At 56.5% G+C, this 22,419-nt stretch carries 15 protein-coding genes; 7 read left to right on the top strand and 8 right to left on the bottom strand.

Annotation, left to right across the window (positions count from 1 at the left end; genetic code table 11):
• Positions 1-2,499: a VWA domain-containing protein gene (locus HWX74_RS18980; RefSeq protein WP_176015124.1), complete on the top strand. Its 2,499-nt coding sequence runs from the start codon at positions 1-3 to the stop codon at positions 2,497-2,499.
• A 34-nt stretch (positions 2,500-2,533) separates the two neighbouring features.
• Here HWX74_RS18980 and arfB read toward each other — a convergent pair whose 3' ends face one another.
• Together arfB and HWX74_RS20580 are read right to left on the bottom strand one after the other, a co-directional pair.
• Complete coding sequence (gene arfB, locus HWX74_RS18985; protein WP_176015125.1) at positions 2,534-2,959, bottom strand: alternative ribosome rescue aminoacyl-tRNA hydrolase ArfB; 426 nt, start codon at positions 2,957-2,959, stop codon at positions 2,534-2,536.
• Positions 2,959-3,582, bottom strand: coding sequence for an FKBP-type peptidyl-prolyl cis-trans isomerase (locus tag HWX74_RS20580; RefSeq protein WP_176015126.1), 624 nt, complete (start codon positions 3,580-3,582; stop codon positions 2,959-2,961). The genes arfB and HWX74_RS20580 overlap by 1 nt, the downstream gene beginning before the upstream one ends.
• A 212-nt stretch (positions 3,583-3,794) precedes the next feature.
• On the opposite strand from HWX74_RS20580, the gene HWX74_RS18995 reads away from it, so the two are divergent.
• Together HWX74_RS18995 and HWX74_RS19000 are read left to right on the top strand one after the other, a co-directional pair.
• Complete coding sequence (locus HWX74_RS18995) at positions 3,795-8,456, top strand: ABC transporter substrate binding protein (RefSeq protein WP_176015127.1); 4,662 nt, start codon at positions 3,795-3,797, stop codon at positions 8,454-8,456.
• Positions 8,457-8,480: 24 nt separating this feature from the next.
• Positions 8,481-10,523 (top strand): TIM-barrel domain-containing protein, encoded by a 2,043-nt coding sequence (locus tag HWX74_RS19000; protein WP_176015128.1) that lies wholly within the window; start codon positions 8,481-8,483, stop codon positions 10,521-10,523.
• Positions 10,524-10,607: 84 nt separating this feature from the next.
• Here the strand turns inward: HWX74_RS19000 and gatB are convergent, their stop codons facing one another.
• A complete protein-coding gene (gatB, locus tag HWX74_RS19005) occupies positions 10,608-12,044 on the bottom strand; it encodes an Asp-tRNA(Asn)/Glu-tRNA(Gln) amidotransferase subunit GatB (RefSeq protein ID WP_176015129.1) in 1,437 nt (478 codons plus the stop codon).
• A gap of 334 nt (positions 12,045-12,378) precedes the next feature.
• Between gatB and HWX74_RS19010 the strand changes: the two genes are divergently transcribed.
• The 4 genes from HWX74_RS19010 to HWX74_RS19025 all read left to right on the top strand — a co-directional run bounded on the left by HWX74_RS19010 (position 12,379) and on the right by HWX74_RS19025 (position 17,760).
• Positions 12,379-15,042, top strand: a complete 2,664-nt coding sequence (locus tag HWX74_RS19010; protein WP_176015130.1) for an LPS-assembly protein LptD — start codon at positions 12,379-12,381, stop codon at positions 15,040-15,042.
• Between the two features lie 12 nt (positions 15,043-15,054).
• On the top strand, positions 15,055-16,029 hold the full coding sequence (rfaD, locus tag HWX74_RS19015; protein ID WP_176015131.1) for an ADP-glyceromanno-heptose 6-epimerase: 975 nt from the start codon (positions 15,055-15,057) through the stop codon (positions 16,027-16,029).
• A 2-nt stretch (positions 16,030-16,031) separates the two neighbouring features.
• Complete coding sequence (locus HWX74_RS19020) at positions 16,032-17,273, top strand: RsmB/NOP family class I SAM-dependent RNA methyltransferase (RefSeq protein WP_176015132.1); 1,242 nt, start codon at positions 16,032-16,034, stop codon at positions 17,271-17,273.
• Positions 17,274-17,361: 88 nt separating this feature from the next.
• The gene (locus tag HWX74_RS19025) at positions 17,362-17,760 is read left to right on the top strand and encodes a hypothetical protein (protein WP_176015133.1); all 399 of its coding nucleotides are present in this window, start codon (positions 17,362-17,364) and stop codon (positions 17,758-17,760) included.
• Between the two features lie 85 nt (positions 17,761-17,845).
• Here the strand turns inward: HWX74_RS19025 and HWX74_RS19030 are convergent, their stop codons facing one another.
• From HWX74_RS19030 to HWX74_RS19050, 5 genes are all read right to left on the bottom strand, one after another.
• Entirely contained in the window at positions 17,846-18,601 is a 756-nt protein-coding gene (locus HWX74_RS19030; RefSeq protein WP_176015134.1) for a hypothetical protein, read from the bottom strand.
• 133 nt (positions 18,602-18,734) lie between these two features.
• Complete coding sequence (locus tag HWX74_RS19035; RefSeq protein ID WP_176015135.1) at positions 18,735-19,304, bottom strand: manganese efflux pump MntP family protein; 570 nt, start codon at positions 19,302-19,304, stop codon at positions 18,735-18,737.
• Positions 19,305-19,313: 9 nt separating this feature from the next.
• Complete coding sequence (gene argF / locus HWX74_RS19040; RefSeq protein ID WP_217705031.1) at positions 19,314-20,249, bottom strand: ornithine carbamoyltransferase; 936 nt, start codon at positions 20,247-20,249, stop codon at positions 19,314-19,316.
• 21 nt (positions 20,250-20,270) lie between these two features.
• Positions 20,271-21,470 (bottom strand): aspartate aminotransferase family protein, encoded by a 1,200-nt coding sequence (locus HWX74_RS19045; RefSeq protein WP_176015136.1) that lies wholly within the window; start codon positions 21,468-21,470, stop codon positions 20,271-20,273.
• Between the two features lie 110 nt (positions 21,471-21,580).
• Positions 21,581-22,417 (bottom strand): AraC family transcriptional regulator, encoded by an 837-nt coding sequence (locus tag HWX74_RS19050; protein ID WP_176015137.1) that lies wholly within the window; start codon positions 22,415-22,417, stop codon positions 21,581-21,583.
• Between the last annotated feature and the right edge of the window lie 2 nt (positions 22,418-22,419).

Consider the following 22,419-nt stretch of genomic DNA (forward strand, 5'->3'; position numbering starts at 1 on the left):
ATGATCGATAGTTACCGGCCGTTGTGGTGGCTACTGCTTTTGCCGCCGCTGCTGGCGGCCGGATATTGGTCGAGGGTCAATCGTCCCGGCTGGAAAAAATATCTGGCGCTGGCTTTGCGGCTGGCCGGCATGGTTTTATTGATTCTGGCGTTGTGCCGGCCTTATTCCAAAATTTCCGGCCGGAAGACGCACACGGCCTATTGGCTGGATGTTTCCGCCTCGATCGATCCGGAGGCGGTACGGCAGGGGGCCCGGGACATCCTGGCTGATATTGCGGCGCTGCCCGGGAATCATTCCCATCGCATTTATCTGCTGGGTGACGGCTTGAAAGAGATCGACATCGAAGTCTTGCGGCAGCTGGAAAAACAGTTTCCCCAACCGGAAGAGTTGTCGTTCTATGGCGCGACGAAGTTGTCCGAAGCATTGAAAATCGCTCCCGGCCTGTTTCCGGCCGATGCCGGAGCGGAATTGATTCTGCTGTCGGATGGCGTCGCTACCGACGACGGTGCCGGCAAAGCGCTGAAGGCCCGTTTGGCTGGAAAGCTGGCCGTCTATCAGAAAAAGCTGGCGCCATTGGCGGCGGCGGAAGGCGCGATCGTCGATTTCAGCGCCGATCGGGAAACGGCTTACCCCGGCAGTACCGTGCGCTTTCGGGTCAAGTTGGTTGCCAATGCCGATTTGCCGGGAAAAGTCAAATTGATCAATCGGGAAATCGCCATCGCCGAACAGCCGGTTGTCTTGAAGGCCAACCAGCCGGTGACGGTCGGTTTCGATCTGCCGGTCGGCAAGGAGAACGGTGCGTTGTGGCAGGCCGAATTTCTGCCGGAGCGGGATCATTTCCCGGAAAACAACCGGGCGGTAACTACCGTGACGGTCCAGGGGGAACCGAAAGTGTTGGCGCTGCACCGTCAGGAACGGGAGTTGCGCAGTTTCGTTCGGGCTCTGGCCGCCCAGGGAATTCAGGTCACCGGCCGCGGCCGGTTCGGTTTTCCGGCGACGCTGGAGGAATTATTGGAATTCGATGCGGTCTGGCTGGCCGATTTTCCGGCGGAGAATCTTTCGGAAAGCCAAATGCAGATGCTTCAGAATTATGTGGAAGAATTCGGGCGCGGCCTGGTGATGTCCGGTTCGGAAAATAGTTTCGGGCTTGGCGGGTATTATCAGACGCCGGTGGAACACGTCCTGCCGGTCGTCTCCCGTTATGAGAAGGAGGAACAGCAGCCCTCGATGGCTCTGGTGTTGATCATCGACAAATCCGGCAGCATGGATGGCCGGCCGATCCAGCTTGCCCAGCAGGCGGCCAAAGCGGCCATCGACTTGCTGAGTCCCCAGGACGAAGCCGGCGTCGTCGCGTTCGACAATCAGCCTTGGACGGTAGTCGATTTGAAGCCGATCGCCGGCAATGCGTCGCCGGGAATCGCCATCGACGGCATTGTGGCCGACGGCGGCACTGAATTGTATCCGGCCATGGAGGTTGCCTGCGAGTTGCTGCAGCGCAGCAGTTGCAGCATCCGCCACGCCATCATTCTGAGCGATGGGCAGAGCATGCCGGGTGATTTCGCCTCCCTGGCGACGTTGATGGCCGGGCAGGGGATGACGCTGTCGACCGTGGCGTTGGGAGAAGACGCCGACCGGGCATTGCTCGAAAACCTGGCGCAGATCGGCCGCGGCCGTTATTATCCGGTGGACGACGCCGAAACGGTGCCGCGCATCTTTGTCCGTGAAACGCTGCAGGCTTCCCGTTCCGCCATTCGTGAGGAGCCGGTCCTTGCTGCTCAGGTCGGCAAAGCGGAATTTTTGAACGGCATCGATTTTGACGCGGCTCCTCCGCTGCTCGGGTATGTCCAAACCAGTGTGAAACCTCAATGTGAAGTGCAGTTGCTGACCGATGGCGGCGAGCCGTTGCTGGCCACCGGCCGTTTCGGTTTGGGACAAAGTGCCGCTTTTACTTCCGGCATCACTTCGCAATGGGCTTCGGAGTGGCTGCAATGGCATGAATGCGGTAAATTGTTCGGACAATTGCTGCGCAGTTTGATGTCATCCGGCGGAACGGGATCGATGCAAGTGGAAGCCGACCGGCTCGGCAACCGGTTGGAGCTTTATGCGCGCGTGCTCGAAACGAGCGGCGCTCCGGCCGCCGAGGCCGATTTGCGGGCGTTACGGCTGATTCCAGGCCGTCCCCCCGAGCCGCTGGCGGCCGAACCGGTCGGCTTCGGTCGTTTTCGCCTTGAAACCATGCTGCCAGACCATGAATCCTGCAGCATTCTGCTGCAGGATCCGTCCGGCGGCGCCCGCCGGACGCTGCATTACAATTATCACTATCCGGCGGAATACAATTTGAGTGCCGAACCGGTGGCGGAAATCGCGGCTCTGCTGGAATTTATACCGGGACAGCCCCGGACCGGACGGTCGGTTTCGTTGTGGTACGGTTGGCTCAATGGCTTGAGCATTGCCGGATTGCTGCTGTTGATGGCCGGCATCGCCTGCCGGCGGCTGTGATGATGCCCGGTCCCGGGTGTCGAAACAAGTAAAATCACCAATCCCGGTCCTGGCGCTGTCGCTTTTTGACGGAGTGCTTTTTCTTCGTTTCCAACCGCCGCCGGACGGCGCCGAGCGAAGGTTTGGTCGGTCGGCGGACTTTAGGCGTGGTCAATGCTCCGCGCAGCAGGTTTGCCAATTTTTCCGCCGCCTGCTGGCGGTTCTGTCCCTGGGTGCGGTAACTCTGACAGGTCACCGCCAGCACACCGTCGCCGGTGAGCTGGCCGGCCAGGCGGTCCAATATCCGGGCTTTCTGGTAGTCCGACAATGCCGAAGAGGCCGCCGGACGGAAGGAGAGCCGGACCGCGGTCGAAACTTTGTTGACGTTCTGGCCGCCCGGCCCGGAGGCGCAGAAAAATTCCTCCTGCAACTCTTCTTCCGGAATGATGATGCGGGCGGTCACCGCCAGAGGATTGGCCATTACAGAATTTCCAGCAGCTCCACTTCGAAAAGCAGCATGGCATTCGGCGGAATCGCTTCGCCGGCGCCGCGTTCCCCATAGGCCAGCGCCGCCGGAATGAACAGTTTGTATTTGCTGCCGACCGGCATCAATTGCAACGCTTCCGCCCAGCCGGGAATGACCTGATTGACGCCGAATTCCGCCGGCTGCCCGCGCTTGACGGAGCTGTCGAACACCCGGCCGTCGAGCAGCATGCCGGTATAATGCACCCGGACGGTATCCGCCGCCGACGGTTGCGGACCGTTTCCCGGCGTCATGACCTTATATTGCAGGCCGCTGGCGGTGGTCACGACATCGGGCAATTGCCGATTGGTCGCCAGGAATGCCGTTTCCGCCTCGCGATTCTCTTGGGAAATTTTGGCAATGGCATCTTTGGCCTTCTGCTGCATCTGCTGCTGGAACAGCTGCATGGTATTGTGATATTCTTCGCTTTTCAATTGCGGCGCACCGGCAAAATAATCCTTCATCGCCTGCAGCAGCACGTCCTTTTCTATTTCGATCGGCAAATGGTTGAGATATTCTCCCATGTTGATGCCGAGCGCGTAACTCATCCGGGTCTTTTCCTGGGTCAAATCCATGTTCATCGATTGCTTTCCTGTTGCTGATAGGTTATTCCGAATAGAATAACCGGCGAGTGCGACAATTGCAATAGCCGAAAGAATTTTATTCGTAAAAAGCTGCAGAAATGATTATCATTTCCGACTTTAGATATTGCATTTTCGAAATATTGAGCTATTATCAAAGCGGGAGTTATTGTGTGTCCGAAACTGACAGATTTTCAACAGAAGCGAAATTCATGTTCAAAAATATCTCTGTCTGGCGGCGTTCCATCGTATTGTTGTTCGCGCTCAGCATCCTGATGATTATGACAGCGGCTCTCCGGGCGGATGACCCGGATCGCAAGCCGCTGCATATTCTTTTTTTGACTTCCTATGATTCATCTTACAAATGGACGACCGATGTCGTGGAGGGATTTCAGGAGTATCTGCGGCGCCGGAATTTGCCGATCAAGACCGATATTGTCGAATTGAATTTCGCCCATACCGGCGGCAATCTGCCGGAACCGACCGATCTGACCTGGCTGGAACGTCATTTGGACAAGGGCGATTACGATCTGATTGTCGCCTCCGGCAGTGCCGCCGTTGAGTTGTTGCTGGACAATCAGGCGAAATTACCGGAAAATTTCCCGTTGATTTTCTGCGGCTATTACGATGACGGGAAACTGACTCCGGAGGCTTATCCCAATCTCACCGGCTTGCTGCAAAAGGTCGACATCGCCGCCAATGTCCAGCTCGGCATGAAACTGTTGCCGGAGACCCGGACCATCGCCATCATCACCGACGGCACTGCCACCGGGCAGCAGGTGCAGCGTGACGCGCGGGAAGCGCTGAAGGATTTCACCGACGCCGAACTGATTTTCATCAACAGCAGCGATTATTCCACGATGGAAATGTTGCAGAAAGTAGCCGAGTTGCCGGCCGATTCTTTCGTCATATTCAACAGTTGGAGCAGCGACACGCAGGAAGCTTCGCTGGCCACCCACAGCTTGACGCAGAAGCTGCACACGGTCAGCCCGGGACCGATCTTTTCGACGACCAACTCTTCGATGGGATTCGGCATCCTCGGCGGCGTCATGACCGATGGCAGCTTTCTGGGATTCGAGACCGCCAAACTGGCTGAACGGGTTTTGAACGGGGAAACGGCCGGCAGCATTCCGATCCGAACCATGCCGACCCGCGTACTCTTCGATTGGCAGTTGTTCCATAACAATTATCAGTTGAATTCCACGTTGACGCCGCCTGGAGCGATTTTTATCAATCAACCGCCCGGCCTCATCAATGTTTACCGCAATTGGCTGATCGTGGCCCTGTTCGTCCTGGTCATCCTGCTGGCCCGCTTGATTTTTCTGCAGCGCAGCCGGCGCGACGTCCTGAAAAATATGGCAATCTATGAAGCGTTTCCGTTTCGGCTGGTGGTCGTCGATCCGACCGGGAAAATTCTTTTCCAGCAGGTGGAAAAGGAGTTGCGGCAGGATTGTGAAACCATCGACCAACTGCCGGAAAACCTGAAGGAAAAATTTCAGGAAAGCATCGACAAGGTTTTTGCTTCGCGGCAGCCGCAGTCATTGGAATATGATTTTGCCGGCAGTCGGCGCCGGGTGATGTTTTCCCTGTTTCCCCAGGCTGTCTTCGATATCGACGCGGTGCTCTGGGTGTCGATCGACATCAGTGAATTGGATACCTCCCGGGAAGCTTTGGCCCAACTGGCCAACCGCTTCAAATTGACGCTGGAGTCGATCGGCGACGGCGTTATCGCCACCGACGACCGGCAGCTCATCACGCTCTGCAATCCGGTTGCCGCCACGTTGATCGGCCGCAAGGCCGAAGCATTGATCGGCAAGCCGCTGGATGAGGTATTGCACCTGGTCAGTTATCTGGATGACCGCCGGCTGCCGTCGCCGGTCACCCATGCGCTGGAACGCGGCGAAATTGTCGAATTGGCCAATCATACCGATCTGCTCGCCCTGGACGGACGGCGCTACCATATCGCCGACAGTGCGGCGCCGATCCGGGATATGGCCGGCAACATCGCCGGCGCGGTTCTGGTCTTTCGCGACGTCACCAAGGAATATGAACAGCGCAATCAATTGCGCATGAATAACTTTCTGTTGACCACCGCCGCCAACACCGCCGAACTGACTTATTTCAAAAGCAGCATCGACGGCAACCGGTTGATCGAAGAGATCGACCCGCACTACTGGGGGATGTGTGACGGCCGTCACCTGGACGTGGATGAATGGCTCATCCCGGAAGACCGCAGTGAATTCCGGCGGCAGAAACAGGCTTTGTTGTCCGGGGAGAATTCGGAAATGGAGATGGTTTACCGCTCCGATTACGAGGGGCGGCGGCGCTATTTTTACATCCGGGTGATGCCGTCGCCGGCTCCGGAGGAGAACAAGAAGGTCTTTTTCGGTATCATCCAGGATATTACCAAAGCGCGGGAAAATGAACAGAAGTATCACGATTTGAGCAATATGCTGCAGAGTATCCTCGACAACCTGCCTTGTGCGCTGTTCGTTAAAAACTTCGACGATGAAAACCGTTATATCATGGGCAATCCGGCCTATTGCTCGATGCTGGGCAGAACTTCCGAGGAAATCATCGGCCGGAATGATGCCGATCTGTACGATGCCGCCACGGCGGCCCGGCTGCTGTATGCCGACAGCCAGGTGATGGAGAGCGGCACTTCGCTCGACACGGTGGAAAATATCGCCGTCAACGGAACCGAACGGATTTACCGGACGCTCAAATCCAGGCTGCAGCGTACGTTCGGCGGCGATTGGTTGCTGGGCATCCGCCTGGACATCACCGAACAGAAACAACTGGAAGACGAACGCCTGGAATTGCTGGAACGGCTGCAAACCTACGTCAAGCAGGAGCACATGATCAACAATTGCCTGGAAGCGATCGTCATCAACACCGATTACAACCAGGCGATGAATGAAATTTTGCAAATCATCGGCACGCATTCCAATGCGGACCGCTGCTACATTTTCAGTTTCGATTACGAACGCGCCACTTTCTCCAATGATTACGAATGGACGGCCGACGGAATCCAGCCGGAGATCGACCATTTGAAAGACATGCCGATGACCGTCAATCCGTTGTGGAACGAAGCGCTGCAAAGCCGTCAAATCATCAAAACCGCCGATTTGGCCACCGATGACACCATGCCGGCCATTCGGGAGAGCCGGGAGATCCTGCTGGCTCAGAACATCAAATCGCTGATCGTCACCGGGATTTGGTTCGGCGGACGGTTGTGGGGGTATATCGGCGTCGATTATGTCCGGCAGCAGCATGATTTTACCGTGATGGACGAAGCGATCATGCAGGCGGCGGTCCGAATCATCGAAATCGGTCTGGAACGCCGCCGGAACATGACCGATCTGGAAAGCAGCGAATATGAGAAACGGTTGATTTTCGACAGCATTCAGATTCCCATCGCCCTTTTCGATACCAATATGAAATTGCTGCGGGTCAATCAGGCCGCCGCCAAAATGGTCGGCACGACACCGGAAAATGCCCTGACCTTGCCCTGTCATCTCACCTGCTGCGGGCATCAGGAACCGCCGGAATATTGTCCGACCCGCCTGGCGTTGGCCGACAGTCAGAGCCATCAGCATCCCTTTTCGATCCGGGGTCGGGATTTCATCGCCGTGGCCAATCCGATCTTCAATCCGGGCGGTCAATTGACCCATGTGCTTGAAAGTTGTATCGATGTCACTGACATCAATGAAAACCAACGAAAGCTGCAGGCCGCGATGGAAGCGGCCCAGGCGGCGGACCGCGCCAAGAGTTATTTCCTGGCGACCATGAGTCACGAACTGCGGACGCCGTTGAACGCGGTCATCGGTTTCAGCGAATTGATGCAGACGGCTTCGATGTCCTCGGAGGAACAGCAGGAGGCGCTGCAAGCCATCCATTTTGCCGGCAACACGCTGCTGACGATGATCAACGACGTGCTGGACCTGTCCCGCATTGAAGCCGGTCAAGTGGAGATTGTCAATGCGCCGATGGACTTGAAACTGGCGGTTCGCGATATCGTCAATGTGTTTCAGGCCCGGGCGAAGGCCAAGAATATTCAGATGGAGTTGCGTTGTCGGGATGATTTGCCGCTGCTGGAACTGGACGGCATGCGGCTGCGGCAGGTGTTGCTCAATTTGGTCGGCAATGCCGTCAAGTTCACCGATGAAGGCGGCATTACCGTGACGGTCGATTATGAGTTGAACGACCGGCGCGAACAAAGCGGTACGCTGCGGATTTCCATCTGTGATACCGGCAGCGGCGTCGCGCCGGAATATATCGAGAAAATTTTCCTGCCGTTCGAACGTCAATACCACCATGTCCGCGGCAACCGGAGTTACGAAGGCACCGGCCTCGGTTTGCCGATTTCCCAACGGCTGGTCGACCGGATGGGAGGCCGGATCGAGCTGAAGAGCGCGTTGGGCCAGGGAAGTTGTTTTACCGTGGTATTGGACGGGGTCGTGTGCCGCCCGAACGAGGACAATGTTTTGCCGGCCAAAGCGCCGGAAATTCATTTCGGCAACCTTTTGAAGGTGATGATCGTCGACGATGTCGAGATGAACCTCAAAGTGCTGGGCGCGATGCTGAAAAAGCTCAAGGTCGATTATGTCACCTGCCGGTCCGGCCGGGAGGCGCTGAATACGTTGCGCGGGCAGAATGATATTCAACTGATTCTGACCGATTTGTGGATGCCGGAAATGAACGGGGAAGAGCTGGCGCACCTGCTCAGTCAAAATCCGCAGTTTGCCGCCATTCCGATCGTGGCGGTGACGGCGGACACCCAGCTGGCGACGCCGGAAGGGCTGTTCAGTGCAGTTTTATTCAAACCGCTGACGATGGAAAAACTGCAGGATTTGTTGATCTCCTATCAATAAACTCATAATTCAAAAGGAACGAAAATGAACCTGGAATTGGTTTATCCCGGCGTCTGGAAACTATCCTTCGGCCTGCCGTCGTCCCATACCCCGGTTGCCTTCCGCAGCAAACCGCCGGCCGACGGCGCCTTCCTGCCGCCGGCGGAACGGCCGCCGCTGGATTGCGACGCCATCCGTTTCGAAGCGACACGGCGGGGCTGCCGCCTCGAGCTGCCGCATGACGCATCTGAAGACCTTTACGGGCTCGGGCTGCAACTGAAGTCATTCCGCCAAACCGGCAAAAAGAAGCAGTTGCGGCCCAATTCCGATCCGATTGCCGATCTGGGAGACTCCCATGCCCCGGTGCCGTTTTATCTTTCCACCGCCGGCTACGGCGTGCTGATCGATACCGCCCGTTACGCCGTTTTTTACTGCGGGACGCACCATGACCGGCAGGCGGCGGCCGCCGCGGAGTCACCGGTGCGGGGCCTGGCCGACTCCACCGAAGCCCTTTATGCGGCGCCAACCGAATCGGGCGATCCGGTGACGGTGGAAATTCCGCACGAAAAAGGCGTTGAACTCTATCTTTTCGCCGGACCGGCCATGCGGGATGCGTTATGCCGTTACGTGCTCTTTTCCGGCGGCGGCGCCTTGCCGCCGTTGTGGGGCCTAGGGATTTTTTATCGCGGTTATGTCCACAATGACGAAGAGGGCACTTTGCGGTTGGCACGGCAGTTGCGCGAGTCGCAGATGCCTTGCGACGTCTTCGGCCTGGAACCCGGCTGGCAAAGTCACTCCTACAGTTGCAGTTTCGTCTGGGACCGGCAGCGTTTTCCAGCGCCCGACCGTCTGGCCGGCGAAATGCGCAAACTCGGTTTTGAGCTCAATTTATGGGAACATCCGTTCACACATCCGGCCGCGCCGTTTCATGCCGATATCGCGCCGTTTTCCGGCAGCGTCGAAGTCTGGAACGGTTTGGTACCGGACTTTGCCACGCCGGAGGGCCGGGAACTCTACGGCGCTTATCATCGGAAAACCTTTCTGGAACGAGGTATCACCGGCTTCAAAATCGATGAATGCGATCATTCGGATTATATCGCCTCCGACTGGTCGTTTCCGGAATACGCCGGATTTCCGTCCGGCCTCGACGGCGAAGAAATGCACTCGCTGTTCGGTTTGCTGTCCCAGCAAGTGCTGCTGGAAGAGTGCGAACGAACCGGCATCCGGACCTGGAGCAATGTCCGCAATACTCAGGCGCTGGCCGCGCCGCTGCCGTTCACGCTTTACAGCGACCTTTACGATCACCGGGATTTTCTGCGCGGACTGGTCAACAGCGGGCTGTCCGGCTTGCTGTGGACGCCGGAAGTGCGGCAGTGTCAATCGGAAGCCGACCTGATCCGCCGGCTTCAACTGGTGATCTTTTCGCCGATGGCGTTGATCAACGGTTGGATGATCAAAAATCCGCCGTGGCTGCAGTTCGATGTCGAACGCAACAATCGCGACGAATTGCATGAAGACCGTGAAGCCATTACCGCCCGCTGCCGCGATATTCTGGAGTTGCGGATGCGTCTGGTGCCGTATCTTTACAGCGCCTTTGCCCGCTACCGGATCGAGGGCGTACCACCGTTCCGGCCGCTGGTCGTCGATTATCCGGATGACCCGACCTGCCGGAATATCGACGATGAACTGCTCGTCGGCGATCACCTGTTGCTGGCGCCGCTGACTGCCGAAATGACCGTTCGAACGGTTTATCTGCCGGCCGGAAACTGGTATGATTACCGGACCGGCGAACGGTTTGCGGGAAGTCGGACGCTGGAAATCCGGCCGGCACTGGAGGAAATTCCGCTGTTCGTCAAAGAAGGTACGCTGATGCCATGGGCCCGCAGTGTCGAACACATCACGCCGGCAACCCGCTTCCAGCTGGAGCCGCGTTGTTACGGACGGGCGGTACGGCCGTTTCGTTTGTACGATGGCGACGGCTTTCAGCTGGAGCCGCCCTTGACGGCGTGGGTGGAACTGCTGCCGGCCGGTAACGGCCAGCCGGTACGACTGTCGCAAACCAGCCGGTTGTACGGCCTGATGGATTGACCATCCGGCGCGGCCGGAAATTCCGCTAAAAAAATGGCGCCGGTTCGACCGGCGCCGGTAAATTTCTGTTTTCTGCGATTGTCTTCACAATTTCTGCTGCAGCAACTCCACCACCAGTTGCGGATTGGCCTTGCCTTTGCTCAACTTCATCACCTGTCCGACGAAAAATTGCAGCACTTTGGGATTGCCGGCCTGGTACTGCGCGACTTGTGCCGGGTTGGCGGCGATCGCCTGGTCGACCAGTGCCGCCACGGCGCCGGCATCGCTGAGTTGCACCAGACCTTTGGCGTCGACGATCGCTTTCGGATCTTTGCCGGTGGCGAACATTTCGGCGAACACCTCCTTGCCGATTTTGCCGTTGATGGTCTTGTTTTCGATCAGGGTAATCAACGCGGCCAGTTGTTCCGGCGCAATCCGGCATGTTTCGATGTGCTGCTGCGCATTCGACAACTCCCGCAACAGTTCGGAGGTGATCCAGTTGGCGGCCAGCTTCGGAGTTTTCAACAATTGGGCCGCCCGGTCGAAATAGGCGGCGGTCCGGCGGTCCTGGGTCAACACTTCGGCATCATAGGAAGTCAATTCATAATCCCGGACGAAACGTTCGCGCATCGCCGCAGGCAATTCCGGCAGTTGGGCGCGGATCGCGTCGATTTCCTCGGCCGGGAAAACGAACGGCATCAAATCCGGGTCCGGAAAGTAACGATAGTCATGGGCCTGTTCTTTGGTCCGCATCAAATAGGTTTCGCCATGATCGTCATTCCAGCCGCGCGTTTCCTGCTGCAGCGTCTTGCCGGCGTCCAGCAGTTCGGCCTGCCGCCAGATTTCATATTCCAGTGCCCGGTGGACGGCGCGGAAACTGTTCAGATTTTTGATTTCGATTTTCGTGCCGAATTTTTCCGTTCCGGCTTCGCGCAGTGAAATATTGACATCGCAACGCATCTGGCCTTTCTCCATGTCGCAGTCGCTGATATCACCGTACTGCATGATCTCCTTGAGGGCGGTCAGGTAGGCGTAAGCCTCGTCCGGGGTGCGCATATCCGGTTCGCTGACCGTTTCCATCAAAGGCACGCCGGCGCGGTTGTAATCGACCCCGCTGGCGCCGGGAAAATGATTGAGTTTGGCGACGTCTTCTTCGAGATGAATGCGGGTAATGCCGATCTTTTTGGCCGGCAAATCGGCACCGGAAAAACCTTTGCCGCCGATTTCGACGTAGCCGTGCTCGCAGAACGGCAGATCGTACTGGGAAATCTGGTAGTTCTTCGGCATATCCGGGTAAAAATAACTCTTGCGGTCGAACTTGCTGAACCGGGCGATCTGACAATTGGTCAGCAGCCCGGCCACGACGGTCTGGCGGATCGCCTGCCGGTTCGGCACCGGCAGCACGCCGGGATACCCCATGCAGACCGGACAGACCAGCGTATTGGGTTCCGCGCCGAATCGGTTGGGACAGGAACAAAACATCTTGCTGCGGGTGCGGACCTGCGTATGAACTTCCAGTCCGATGACTGCTTCGTATTTCATGAAAGTGTTCTCCTGATGAATATGATTAATTTTACCGGCTTACTGTACCACGGCGAAGCGGATTTGTCCAATTCTTTCTTCACTTCCGGCCGATAAAATCGCGGCGGCCGATTCAGCGGCAAAGCCGTTTATTTATTTCACTATCTATTTGACTTTTCCGATTCCGGACGCAATATTACAGGCATGTGTTTTTTTGTAACTTATTTTTGCAGGACAAAGGATGTCATGTCGATAGCGTCGCCGAAACCAAAAACCGAGGCATCGGGCGTCGACAAAGAATTTTTTAGCGTTCCTGACGCAGCGCCGGGCTGCACTATGGGTGTTGGAGATTAAGTTGAAGGCAAATTGGAAGAAAATTCTGTTGTGCGGGTCCTGTCTCTATCTGGCCGGCGTCTCCTGCAACAGTTATGCTGCTTTGATCGATACGGCGCTTCTGGAAGGGCGTAATCTGGCTGATTTGAAAAATACCCGGGCCGATGAGATGAACGTCGTCGGTTCGGTGATCATGGTGAAAGGCAATGTTTATATCCCCTTCAAAGATTTGACCGTTTACGCCGATTCGGCGATCATCGACCTGGAAAGCCGTGATATCGAGGCTTCCGGCAACATTCGGCTGTACCGGGTGAAATCCCAGCAGACCAATGTGACGATCGGCGAGCTGGAGCGGTTGAAGCTCAATCCAGAAGTGCTGGTTCAAATCCTGGGGTATACGACCGATACGCTCGGCCAGCAGAAGGTGAATATCAAACTCGAATACCGCGGGGAGGTGCTTACGGCGCAGAAGCTGGAAGGCAACCTGACCACCGGTTTTCTGAAACTGGAAGGAATCGAGTGCAATTTCAAGACCTTCGCCTGCAAAGCCAAATCCGGGGAACGCAAGCCGAATGGCGAAATCGTCGTCCGCGACGCCGAGGTGACCAGTTGCGAATATCTGATCAACGACAACAGCCATTATTCGATCTCCTGCAGCGAAGCGACCATTTATCCGCACCAGACCGACGGTTTTACTTTCGACGCCAACCAGTTCGATACCGGAGAGCACAGTTTGATCGGTTCGAACTGCTGGCTGAAATTTTACGGGGTGCCGGTGATCTGGGTGCCGATGATTTACAAGCCGAAGGACGAAAGTCCGGGCCTGTACAAGTTCCAGCTGGGCGATTCTTCCGACTGGGGCTTTTACGTCTTGGGCTCCAAACGTTTCGACTTTACCGACTATCCGTATTCGAGCGTCAAGATCCTGACCGATTATTACAATATGCGCGGTTTCGGATACGGGGCCGATTTGGAGGTCAACAGCGAAATCAGCAAGACGACGATCTTCGGTTACGGCCTGTACGATTTGCGGCCCTATTACAGCAGCGAAGTGGAAAATTACCGGCTGGAAATTCCCCACTACCGTTATAATTTCCGGATCAGCAATGTTACCCATTTGACGCCGCGGCTGGATTTCCGCGGTAATTTCGACATGATGAGCGATCTCTATTTCCAGGAGGATTTTTTCCCGTATGCGTTCAATGCCGACCCGGAGCCGGCCACTTACGGCGCCTTGGAATATCAGTTCGACCGTCTTTCGACCGCCTTGTATTTCCGGGCCCGCGTCAATGATTTCACGACCGCGGTGGAGCGTCTGCCGGAATTCCGGATCGACGTGCCGCGCCAGGAGCTGTTCAGCGGCTCCAATTTGTATTATCAGGGCGAAAACAGTGTCGATTATCTGCAGATGCGCTGGCGGAATTACGATAAACCGCGGCCGTTGCGCTTGGCTGATCCGGCTGATTACCAGTCGTTTCGTTTCGATACGCTGCATTTCATCTACTATCCGCTGGAATTTAAAAAATACGGGCTGGAGTTTCTCGATTGGCTGAATGTCATTCCACGGGCCGGGGGACGTTTTACCGCTTACAGCGCCTCTTCCGATACCGAAGTGACGACCGAAGACCTGAATCAGATCTTCATCGTCAACCGTCCGGAGGACATCAGCCGCGTTCCGATCGTCAACTATGACGACAACGGCGGCGCCCGCGGCCGCTTTGTGGCGGAATTCGGCGTCGAGGCCAATACCAAACTCTCCTATTCCTGGCAGAATATCCGCAACGCCTACTGGCGGCTGGACGGTTTGCGCCATGTCATGGAGCCGTACATCAATTACACTTTCATCCCGAAACCGACGGTGGACCGCGAATATTTGTATTTCTTCGACGACATCGACCGGATCGACAAACAGAATTTCATGCGTTTCGGGGTACGCAACCGTTTGCAGACCCGGCGCGGTTCGCTGGGGCGGGAAAAAGTGTACAACTGGCTGACGATGGAAAATTACTGGGATCTCTACATGGAAAAAGATCACAAATACAAATTCAACAATGCCGGGGATTTCTGTACGAAGATCGCCTTCAATCCGTCGGAGAAATTGACGCTGTCGACTTTCTTTTCGATCGACGCCGGCGGCAACAACGGTCACAATGCCGAAGCGCAGCGCCGGGGGCGCGATGCCGGCCGGCCGGGGCTCGATCTGAACTGGCTGAACCAGTGGAATTTCAATATCAAATACGAACTCTTTGAAGACTGCACCGTCAATCTCGGTTACGTTTACCAGGATGTTTATCACAGCCGTTCGGCTTATTCGATGGGTTCGACGCTGACCGACCTGGAATCCGGCAGTTTCTTCGATAAATATTTCGATACCAGGACCCAGGAGCTGACCGCCGGCATCACCGTGCCGTTGTCCAACGACCGGACGTTCTTCGGGTCCTATGATATTTTCTACGATTTCGAAGCCGGTTTCATCCGCGAACAGCGTGTCCGCTTGCTGAAGGTGCTGCACTGCTGGACGGTCGGCGCGGAAGCCGGCCAGGAAATCTCGTACGACAGTGACGGCGACCGGGATTACGATTACTCCTTTTTCGTGACGGCGTCGTTGAACGGCCTGCCGGGCCCGTTGGCCCGGACGCAGCAATCGGCGCTGGCCAGTTTCCGCAATCTGCAAAATCAAAACTGACGGGGAAGCATCATGTATCTTGTAACCGGCGCGGCCGGCTTGATCGGCAGCGGCATTGTCTGGTATCTCAACCGGAACAACATCGACGACATTCTGGCGGTCGACCACCTGGGGACTTCGGAAAAGTGGCGGAATCTGCGGGCGTTGAAGTTCCGCGATTACCTGGAGAAAGACGATTTTCGCCGCAAATTGGCGGCCGGAATGTTCGATCATCTGCCGTTGGACGGCATCTTCCACATGGGCGCCTGTTCGGCGACCACCGAGCAGGATGCCAGCTACCTGGTCGACAACAATTTTGAGGCAAGCAAAGAGCTGGCGCTTTTCGCTCTGAAACGTCAGGTCCGGCTAATTTATGCGTCCAGTTGCGCCACCTATGGCGACGGCGGGTGCGGCTACGTCGACGATCAGGCGGCAATCGCGGATTTGCGGCCGTTGAACATGTACGGCTATTCCAAGCAGTTGTTCGACTTATGGGCGCTCCGGCAGGGATGGTTCGACCGGATTACCGGCTGCAAATTTTCCAACGTTTACGGAGTCAACGAACGCCACAAGGGCAATATGCGCAGCGTCGTCTGCCGGGCCTACGAGCAGATCACCGCCACCGGCAAGCTGCAATTGTTCAAATCGTACCGGCCGGAATATGCCGACGGCGAGCAGATGCGGGATTTCCTTTCGGTCAAGGATGCGGTGAAAATGTTGTGGTTTCTGTTTCAACATCCGCAAGGCGTCGGTTTGTACAATATCGGCAGCGGGCGGGCGGAAACCTGGAACGCCTTGGCCCGGGCGGCTTTCCTGGCGCTGGACCGGCCGGTAAACATCGAATATATCGACATGCCGGAGTCATTGCGGCCGAAATACCAGTATTATACCAAAGCTGAAATGGGCAAATTGCAGGCTTTGGGATATACGGCGGAAGCGACCAGCCTCGAAGAAGCGATCCGGGATTACTATCAGTACCGGTTGCACGACCGCTTCCTGGGCGACTGAGAATGGAAGAGCCGGCGACGCCGCAGGCGGAGCGGATTCTGCAGGCGGCCCTCCATGCCCTGCGCCAGTGGGAAAATGGCATCAGTCTGGATGACATTCTCGATTCGCATTGCGCCGCTCCGGCGTTGCGCCGTACTTTGGGCAGCGTGCTTTACAGCCATTTCCGGCATCTTCACCGTCATCGGCTTCTGCTTCAGGGCTTGTTGCGCCATGCGCCGCCGCAAGAGGTGGAATGGCTGCTGTTGCTGACCTGTGTTCAAGTTTTTCAACTGGATGGTTTGGCGCCGGAGTCTGCGGTCAATATCGCGGTCGATTACGCCAAAAAACATTACAGCCGCTCCTGCGCCGCTCTGGTCAATGCGGTCATGCGGCGGGCACGGGAGCAGGGGGTGCCGCTGCCGACCGCCCGCAACGTCCTGCCGCCGCCGGTTTACAAATTGTGGCAACGGCGTTATGCGCCCGGACAATTGGAGACGTTAGCGCAGTTGCAATTGCAGCGTCCGCCGTTCACCTTCCGGGCCTGCGGCGATTTTCAGCCGCCGGCGGAACCCGGTCTGCAGGCGCTGGCACTGCCGTGGCTGAATCACTATCGATTTTTCTCCCATTTATCCGGCCAAACCGTTCTGGAACGCCCCTGGCTGGCGGAGGGCCGAGTTTATATCCAGGACCCGGCAGCCGCGCTGGCGGTTGAAATGCTGGACTGGCAACTTTTACCGTCCGCGCCCCGGCTTCTCGATCTCTGTGCCGCGCCGGGCGGCAAAAGCCTGTTGTTCGCCGAGCGTCTGCCCGCCGGCGGCAGGATCGTTGCCGCCGACCGTTCCGCCCGCCGCCAGCAATTGACCGCGGCCAACAACCGGCGTTACCGGGCCGGACTGGAAATTGTGGTCGGCACCTGCCGGGAACTGGCATTGCCGCCGGAGTCATTCGATCTCCTGCTGGCGGATCTGCCGTGTTCCAACAGCGGCGTATTCCGCCGCCGGCCGGATGCCTTATGGCGTTTGACGCCGCAATCGCTGCTGGAGGTGCGGAAACTGCAATGGGAAATCCTGCTTGAGGCGTTGCCGCTGGTGAAACGAGGCGGACTGCTGCTGTACAGCACCTGCAGTATCGAACCGGATGAAAACGAGCGGCAGCTGGAACGTTTGACGCGGCAATTTCCCGAATGGCGGCGGCTGAAGCAGCGGCAACTGCTGCCAACTGCCTTGCACGACGGCGCTTTTGCCGGATTGCTGCAAAAAAATTGACTTTCCTTAAAAACGGCGTATAGTAATGGTTGGGGATTCTCGGAGAAAATTACCTGGAAATTTTTATTAAAAATTGGGAGATCAAAAAATGAAGAAATTTATGATGATGGCTTTGGCCGCGGTTGGAGCTTTGGCGATTACCGGTTGTGCTCAAGTCCAAGTATCCGAAGGTCAGAATTTGAGCGGTCAGGGGATCGCAACCAGCGGTACGCCGGTTGCTCATTTGACCGGCAACAACAGCGGTCTGTATTTCCTCAGTTTTCCGCTGATCACCGGTTCGACGACCGAAGTCGGTTCGGCGGCATTCGGCAAGGATATGGCCAATGTTCCTTCCGTGGTTCAGATGGTTACGGAAAAGAGCAACGCGCTGGGCGCCAAAAAGACGTTGGATATCACTTCGCAGTATTCCAGCACGATGATTCCGATTCCGTTCCCGTTCCTGTTCTACTATCAGTCGGTTAACGTTTCCGGCAACGCAGTTAAATAAGTTCGCCGAAACTCCGAGTTACCTGCAAAAAATCCCGGTCGGAAGCCGGGATTTTTTGTCTCCGGATATTTTCGGCGGTTTCTGTTCAGCGGTCGGACGCTTTGTAGTTTTCGTTTCTGCTGCAGATATCTTCCGCAGTCAGCGGCCGCGGCGCCAGCATGCCCGGCTCCTTGAGATAAACCTTCAAATCGAATTCGAGATCGCCGAGATAAGTGTAGACGCCGAACGGATGAAGGCCTCTGGTCAACGTCAGTTTCCGCGCTTGGCTGCCGGCCTGGTCATATTGAAATTCAAGACAGGGGGCATCGTCCACCGTCACCATCGCCGGGGGCAGGTGATCGTCATAGTTGCATTCCGCGACAATCGTGTATTCGCCATCGGCCGGGATGACCAGAAAGCCGGACAATTTCACCGCCAGCCGTTTTTTCAGATAAGAGGAGAGAAAACCATTGGATTTGATCGCTTTTACGACATCGTTGTCGTAAACGTGCAAGCTGCAAACCGGCGCTGCATCCCAGTCAAAAGATTCATTCGTGCGCACATGGCGCGGCAATTCCCAAACATCCGCCAGATAACCGGGGACGAATTCCTTCTCCGCATTTTGGGCGGCAGTCTGGCTTGCCGAATGATTGCGCACGACTTCCCAGCCGGCCGGCGGATCAATCATTTGAGGTTCCCGGCTGCCGTTGCCGCCGCCGGGACCGGCGGGTGCCGGCTGTTCGATCTGGACATTTTCGACGGTGACCGTCGTCCCATTTGGCGTGCTTACCGTCGTTTTGCCTACCGAACAGCCATAACCGGATATTGCACATCCCAACGCCGCCAGCCAGATTCTTCCCATTTTCGTCCCCCCGCTCCCTTGGTGTTGACTTTTTTCATCCGATTGAACGTCCACGGTGAAATATAACAGGAAGAAATATAAAAATCAATGAAAAAATTTACAATCTCCGGCAAGAATCAATCCGGAAGAAATTTCAGGCCAGACCGGACAGATGCTCAATCAGAATCTTGACGCCGATTAAAATGATGACGACACCGCCGGCAATTTCAATTTTCTTGCTGAAGAAGCGACCGCTGCGGACGCCGAGCTGAACCCCGAAGAGCGACATTCCGAAGGTGACCACCCCCATCGCCAGGGCCGGTTGCCAAATCGAGGTGTTGAGCATCGCATAGGAAGCGCCGACCGCCAGCGCGTCCAGACTGGTGGCGACTGCCAGGATCAACATGATCCGCCAAGTAAAAATATTGCTGCAATCGCCCTCTTCGTTTCCGTGCTTCAGAGCTTCATAGATCATCTTGCCGCCGACCAGCGCCAACAATCCGAAGGCAATCCAGTGGTCGCAGCGCTCCAGCGGCCCTTTGACCAGGCTGGCAATGAAGTAACCGAACAATGGCATCAAAATTTGAAAGGACCCGAAAAAAGCCCCTGCCGTCAACCCGTGACGCCAGGGGGTGGTCCGATTGCTCAAGCCGCCGCAGATCGACACCGCCAGCGCATCGATGGAAACGCCGAAAGAGACCAGAAGGATGTCAAGCCAACTCATCGTCGAAAATCATCTGCCCATCAACATGGTCATCACCGCCTTTTGCACATGCAGTCGATTTTCCGCCTGATCGAAGACGATCGAATAATTCGAATCCATCACTTCGCCGGCAATCTCCTCGCCGCGGTGCGCCGGCAGACAATGCAACACTTTGACTGCCGGCTTGGCCGCTTTGATCATCGCCATATTGACCTGGTAAGGCGCAAGTATTTTGAAACGTTTGGCGCTTTCTTCTTCAAATCCCATGCTGACCCAGACATCGGTATACAGATAATCGGCCCCGGCGGCGGCGGCCAGCGGATCTTTCTGCCAGTTGATGTTGGCGCAATCGCCGATCAAATCGGCACGCGGCCGGAACTCCTCGGGCGCGGTGATCACCAGTTCGAACCCGGTCAGGCGGGCCGCCAGAATCAACGAGTTGGCGATATTGCTCTGGCCGTCGCCGGCAAACACCAGTTTCGTCCCGGCAATCCTGCCGCTGCATTCCAGCATCGTGAACAAATCGGCCAGGATCTGGCAGGGGTGGTAATCATCGGTCAGCGCGTTGATGACCGGAATCGTCGCCACTTTGGCCAGTTCCTCCACATCGGCATGGCTGTAGGTCCGGATGACGATGCCGTGCAGATAGCGGCTCAGCACCTGGGCGGTATCGGCGATTGTTTCGCCGCGGCCGACCTGCATTTTGCTTTGATCCAGATAGAGCGGGGTGCCGCCGAGCTCGCTGACACCGACCTCGAACGAGATCCGGGTCCGGGTGGAGGATTTGGCAAAAATCAAGCCGATGCTTTTGCCTTTCAGCGGCGGAACGGCGGCAGCCTGCTGCCGCAACGACTGGTCCTGCCATAACGCCGGCCGCTGCTTTTTCAATTTCGCGGTCAAAGCCATGATCGCGTCGAAATCTTTACTAGTGATATCCCTGAGGGTCAATAAATCTTTCTTCATCATCAATATCCTTGGTATGCCGCCTCACAAGCCGGCGGCGTATTCGTCCAAACTTTTCTCCAGTATTGCCAAACCGTATTCCGCTTCTTCCTGCGTCAGATTCAGCCGCGGCAGCAGCCGGATCACCGTTTCGCCGGCCGTCAGCGCAATCATACCATTTTTCAGCAGCAGCGGCAATACCGCCGCCGCCTCCCGGTCCAGCACGATGCCGATCATCAGTCCGCAACTGCGCACCGCTTTGACGAACGCGTATTTTTGCGTCAACTTCTCCAGATTTTCCTGGAGAAACGCCGCCATCTTGCGACAGTTGGCCAGGATATTTTCCCTTTCGATGACTTCCAGCACTGCCAGGGCGGCGGCGCTGACCAGCGGCGTCCCGCCGAAGGTGCTGGCGTGCATGCCGGGCTGTAATGTATTCGCATATTGCCGTTTGACGATAAATGCTCCCATCGGCAACCCGTTGGCAATCGCTTTGGCCATCGACAGCGCATCCGGCTCGACGCCGAAAGTCTGGTAGGCAAATAAATTGCCGGTCCGTCCCATGCCGCATTGCACTTCATCGAATAACAGCAGAATTTTTCTGGCGTCGCAGAGCGCCCGGACCTTTTTCAAATATTCCCGGTCGGCCGGAATGATGCCGCCTTCGCCTTGCACCGGTTCCAGCAGGATTGCGCAGGTGTGCTCGTTGACGGCCGCTTCCAGTTCGGCAAAATCATTGAAAGTCACCTGCCGGAAGCCCGGCATATCCGGCGCGAATCCTTTGCGGTATTTGCTCCGGCCGGTCGCGGCCAACGTCGCCAGCGTCCGGCCGTGGAAGGAGTCATGCATCGAAATGATTTCATGCTTGCCCTGTTCCGACCCCCATTTGCGGGCGAATTTGATCATCCCTTCGTTGGCTTCGGCGCCGCTGTTGCAGAAAAAGACGACGCCGTCCATCCCGGCTCGGATCAATTTTTCAGCCAGGATGGGAGTGACTTCGTTGAAATATAAATTGGATATATGCACCAATTTGGCCGCCTGCCTCTGAATCGCTTCGGTCACCGCCGGATGACAGTGGCCGAGATTGCAGACGCTGATTCCACAGGCGAAATCCAGATAACGTCGATTGTCAGCGTCGTACAGCCAAGCACCTTCACCGCGGACCAGCAGAGTCTTCGGCGCATAGGTCGGCATGATGTAGTGTTGATACTTTTCGACGATTGTCTGATACAAACTTCCGCTCATTTTCTGGAAACTCCCAATGATACTTTCACTACCGAGTGACGATTTGAAAATGACTACTGTAGCGCGACTTCAATGAAATACAAGAGAAATTCCCGGTCAAAATATAAATTTCACGGCAAAACGCTGATTTCCCGGCGGTAACGCCGTGGCGAAAATCCCATGATGCACTTGAAGCGACGGGAAAAGTGATACGGGTCGACATAGCCGAACCGGCGCGCCACCTCCGCCACCTTCAAGTCGCCGGCCAGCAGCAATTCGGCCGCCTTGGTCATCTTGAAACGATCGACATAGACTTTGGGCAGGACGCCGGTATGTTTCAAGAAAATCCGCCGCAACTGATCGATGCTGGTATTGCACAATTCAGCCATCTCCTCGACTGTCCACCAGTATTCCGGCCGGGCTTTGATTCTGGCCAGCAGCAGTTCGATCTCCGTCTCGCTGGTAGACTTCCGCCTGGCATTGTACATTTCCACCAGCAGCTTCTGCAGTTCCAGATTGGCGTTGATCTGGGCATCGATCGCCGGATCGCCGGCCAGTTCAATAATCGGCTGCAGCCGGCGCAGTTTGCCGAAGTGAACGACCTCATCCCGCAAGATCCCGCTCTGCCGGAGCATATCGGCCACCGGGCCGTAAAAACGGATGGCGTCTTCGCAATAACTCTTGTTCCAGTCGCCGCCGTAACGGTTGCGGGTACCGGGACAGACGATCACCGCGTCGCCGGGCACCAGCACCCGTTCCTCTTCGGCGGCCAGTTTGAGCCGGCCGCCGCCTTCGCGCAGATGGGAAATCGAATAATATTCGAAATAACGCCAGGGGCATTGCGCATAACTGCCGGCCGGCGCCACGCAGGCGCCGCCGCCAATGATCCACAATCCATAATTGCAGTGAATGCTCTGCATTCCTCCCGGCAGCCGGTGAATCTGGCAATGCTGTTGATCAATATTCATTA

This window comes from Victivallis sp. Marseille-Q1083 (assembly GCF_903645315.1).
Lineage (GTDB): Bacteria > Verrucomicrobiota > Lentisphaeria > Victivallales > Victivallaceae > UMGS1518.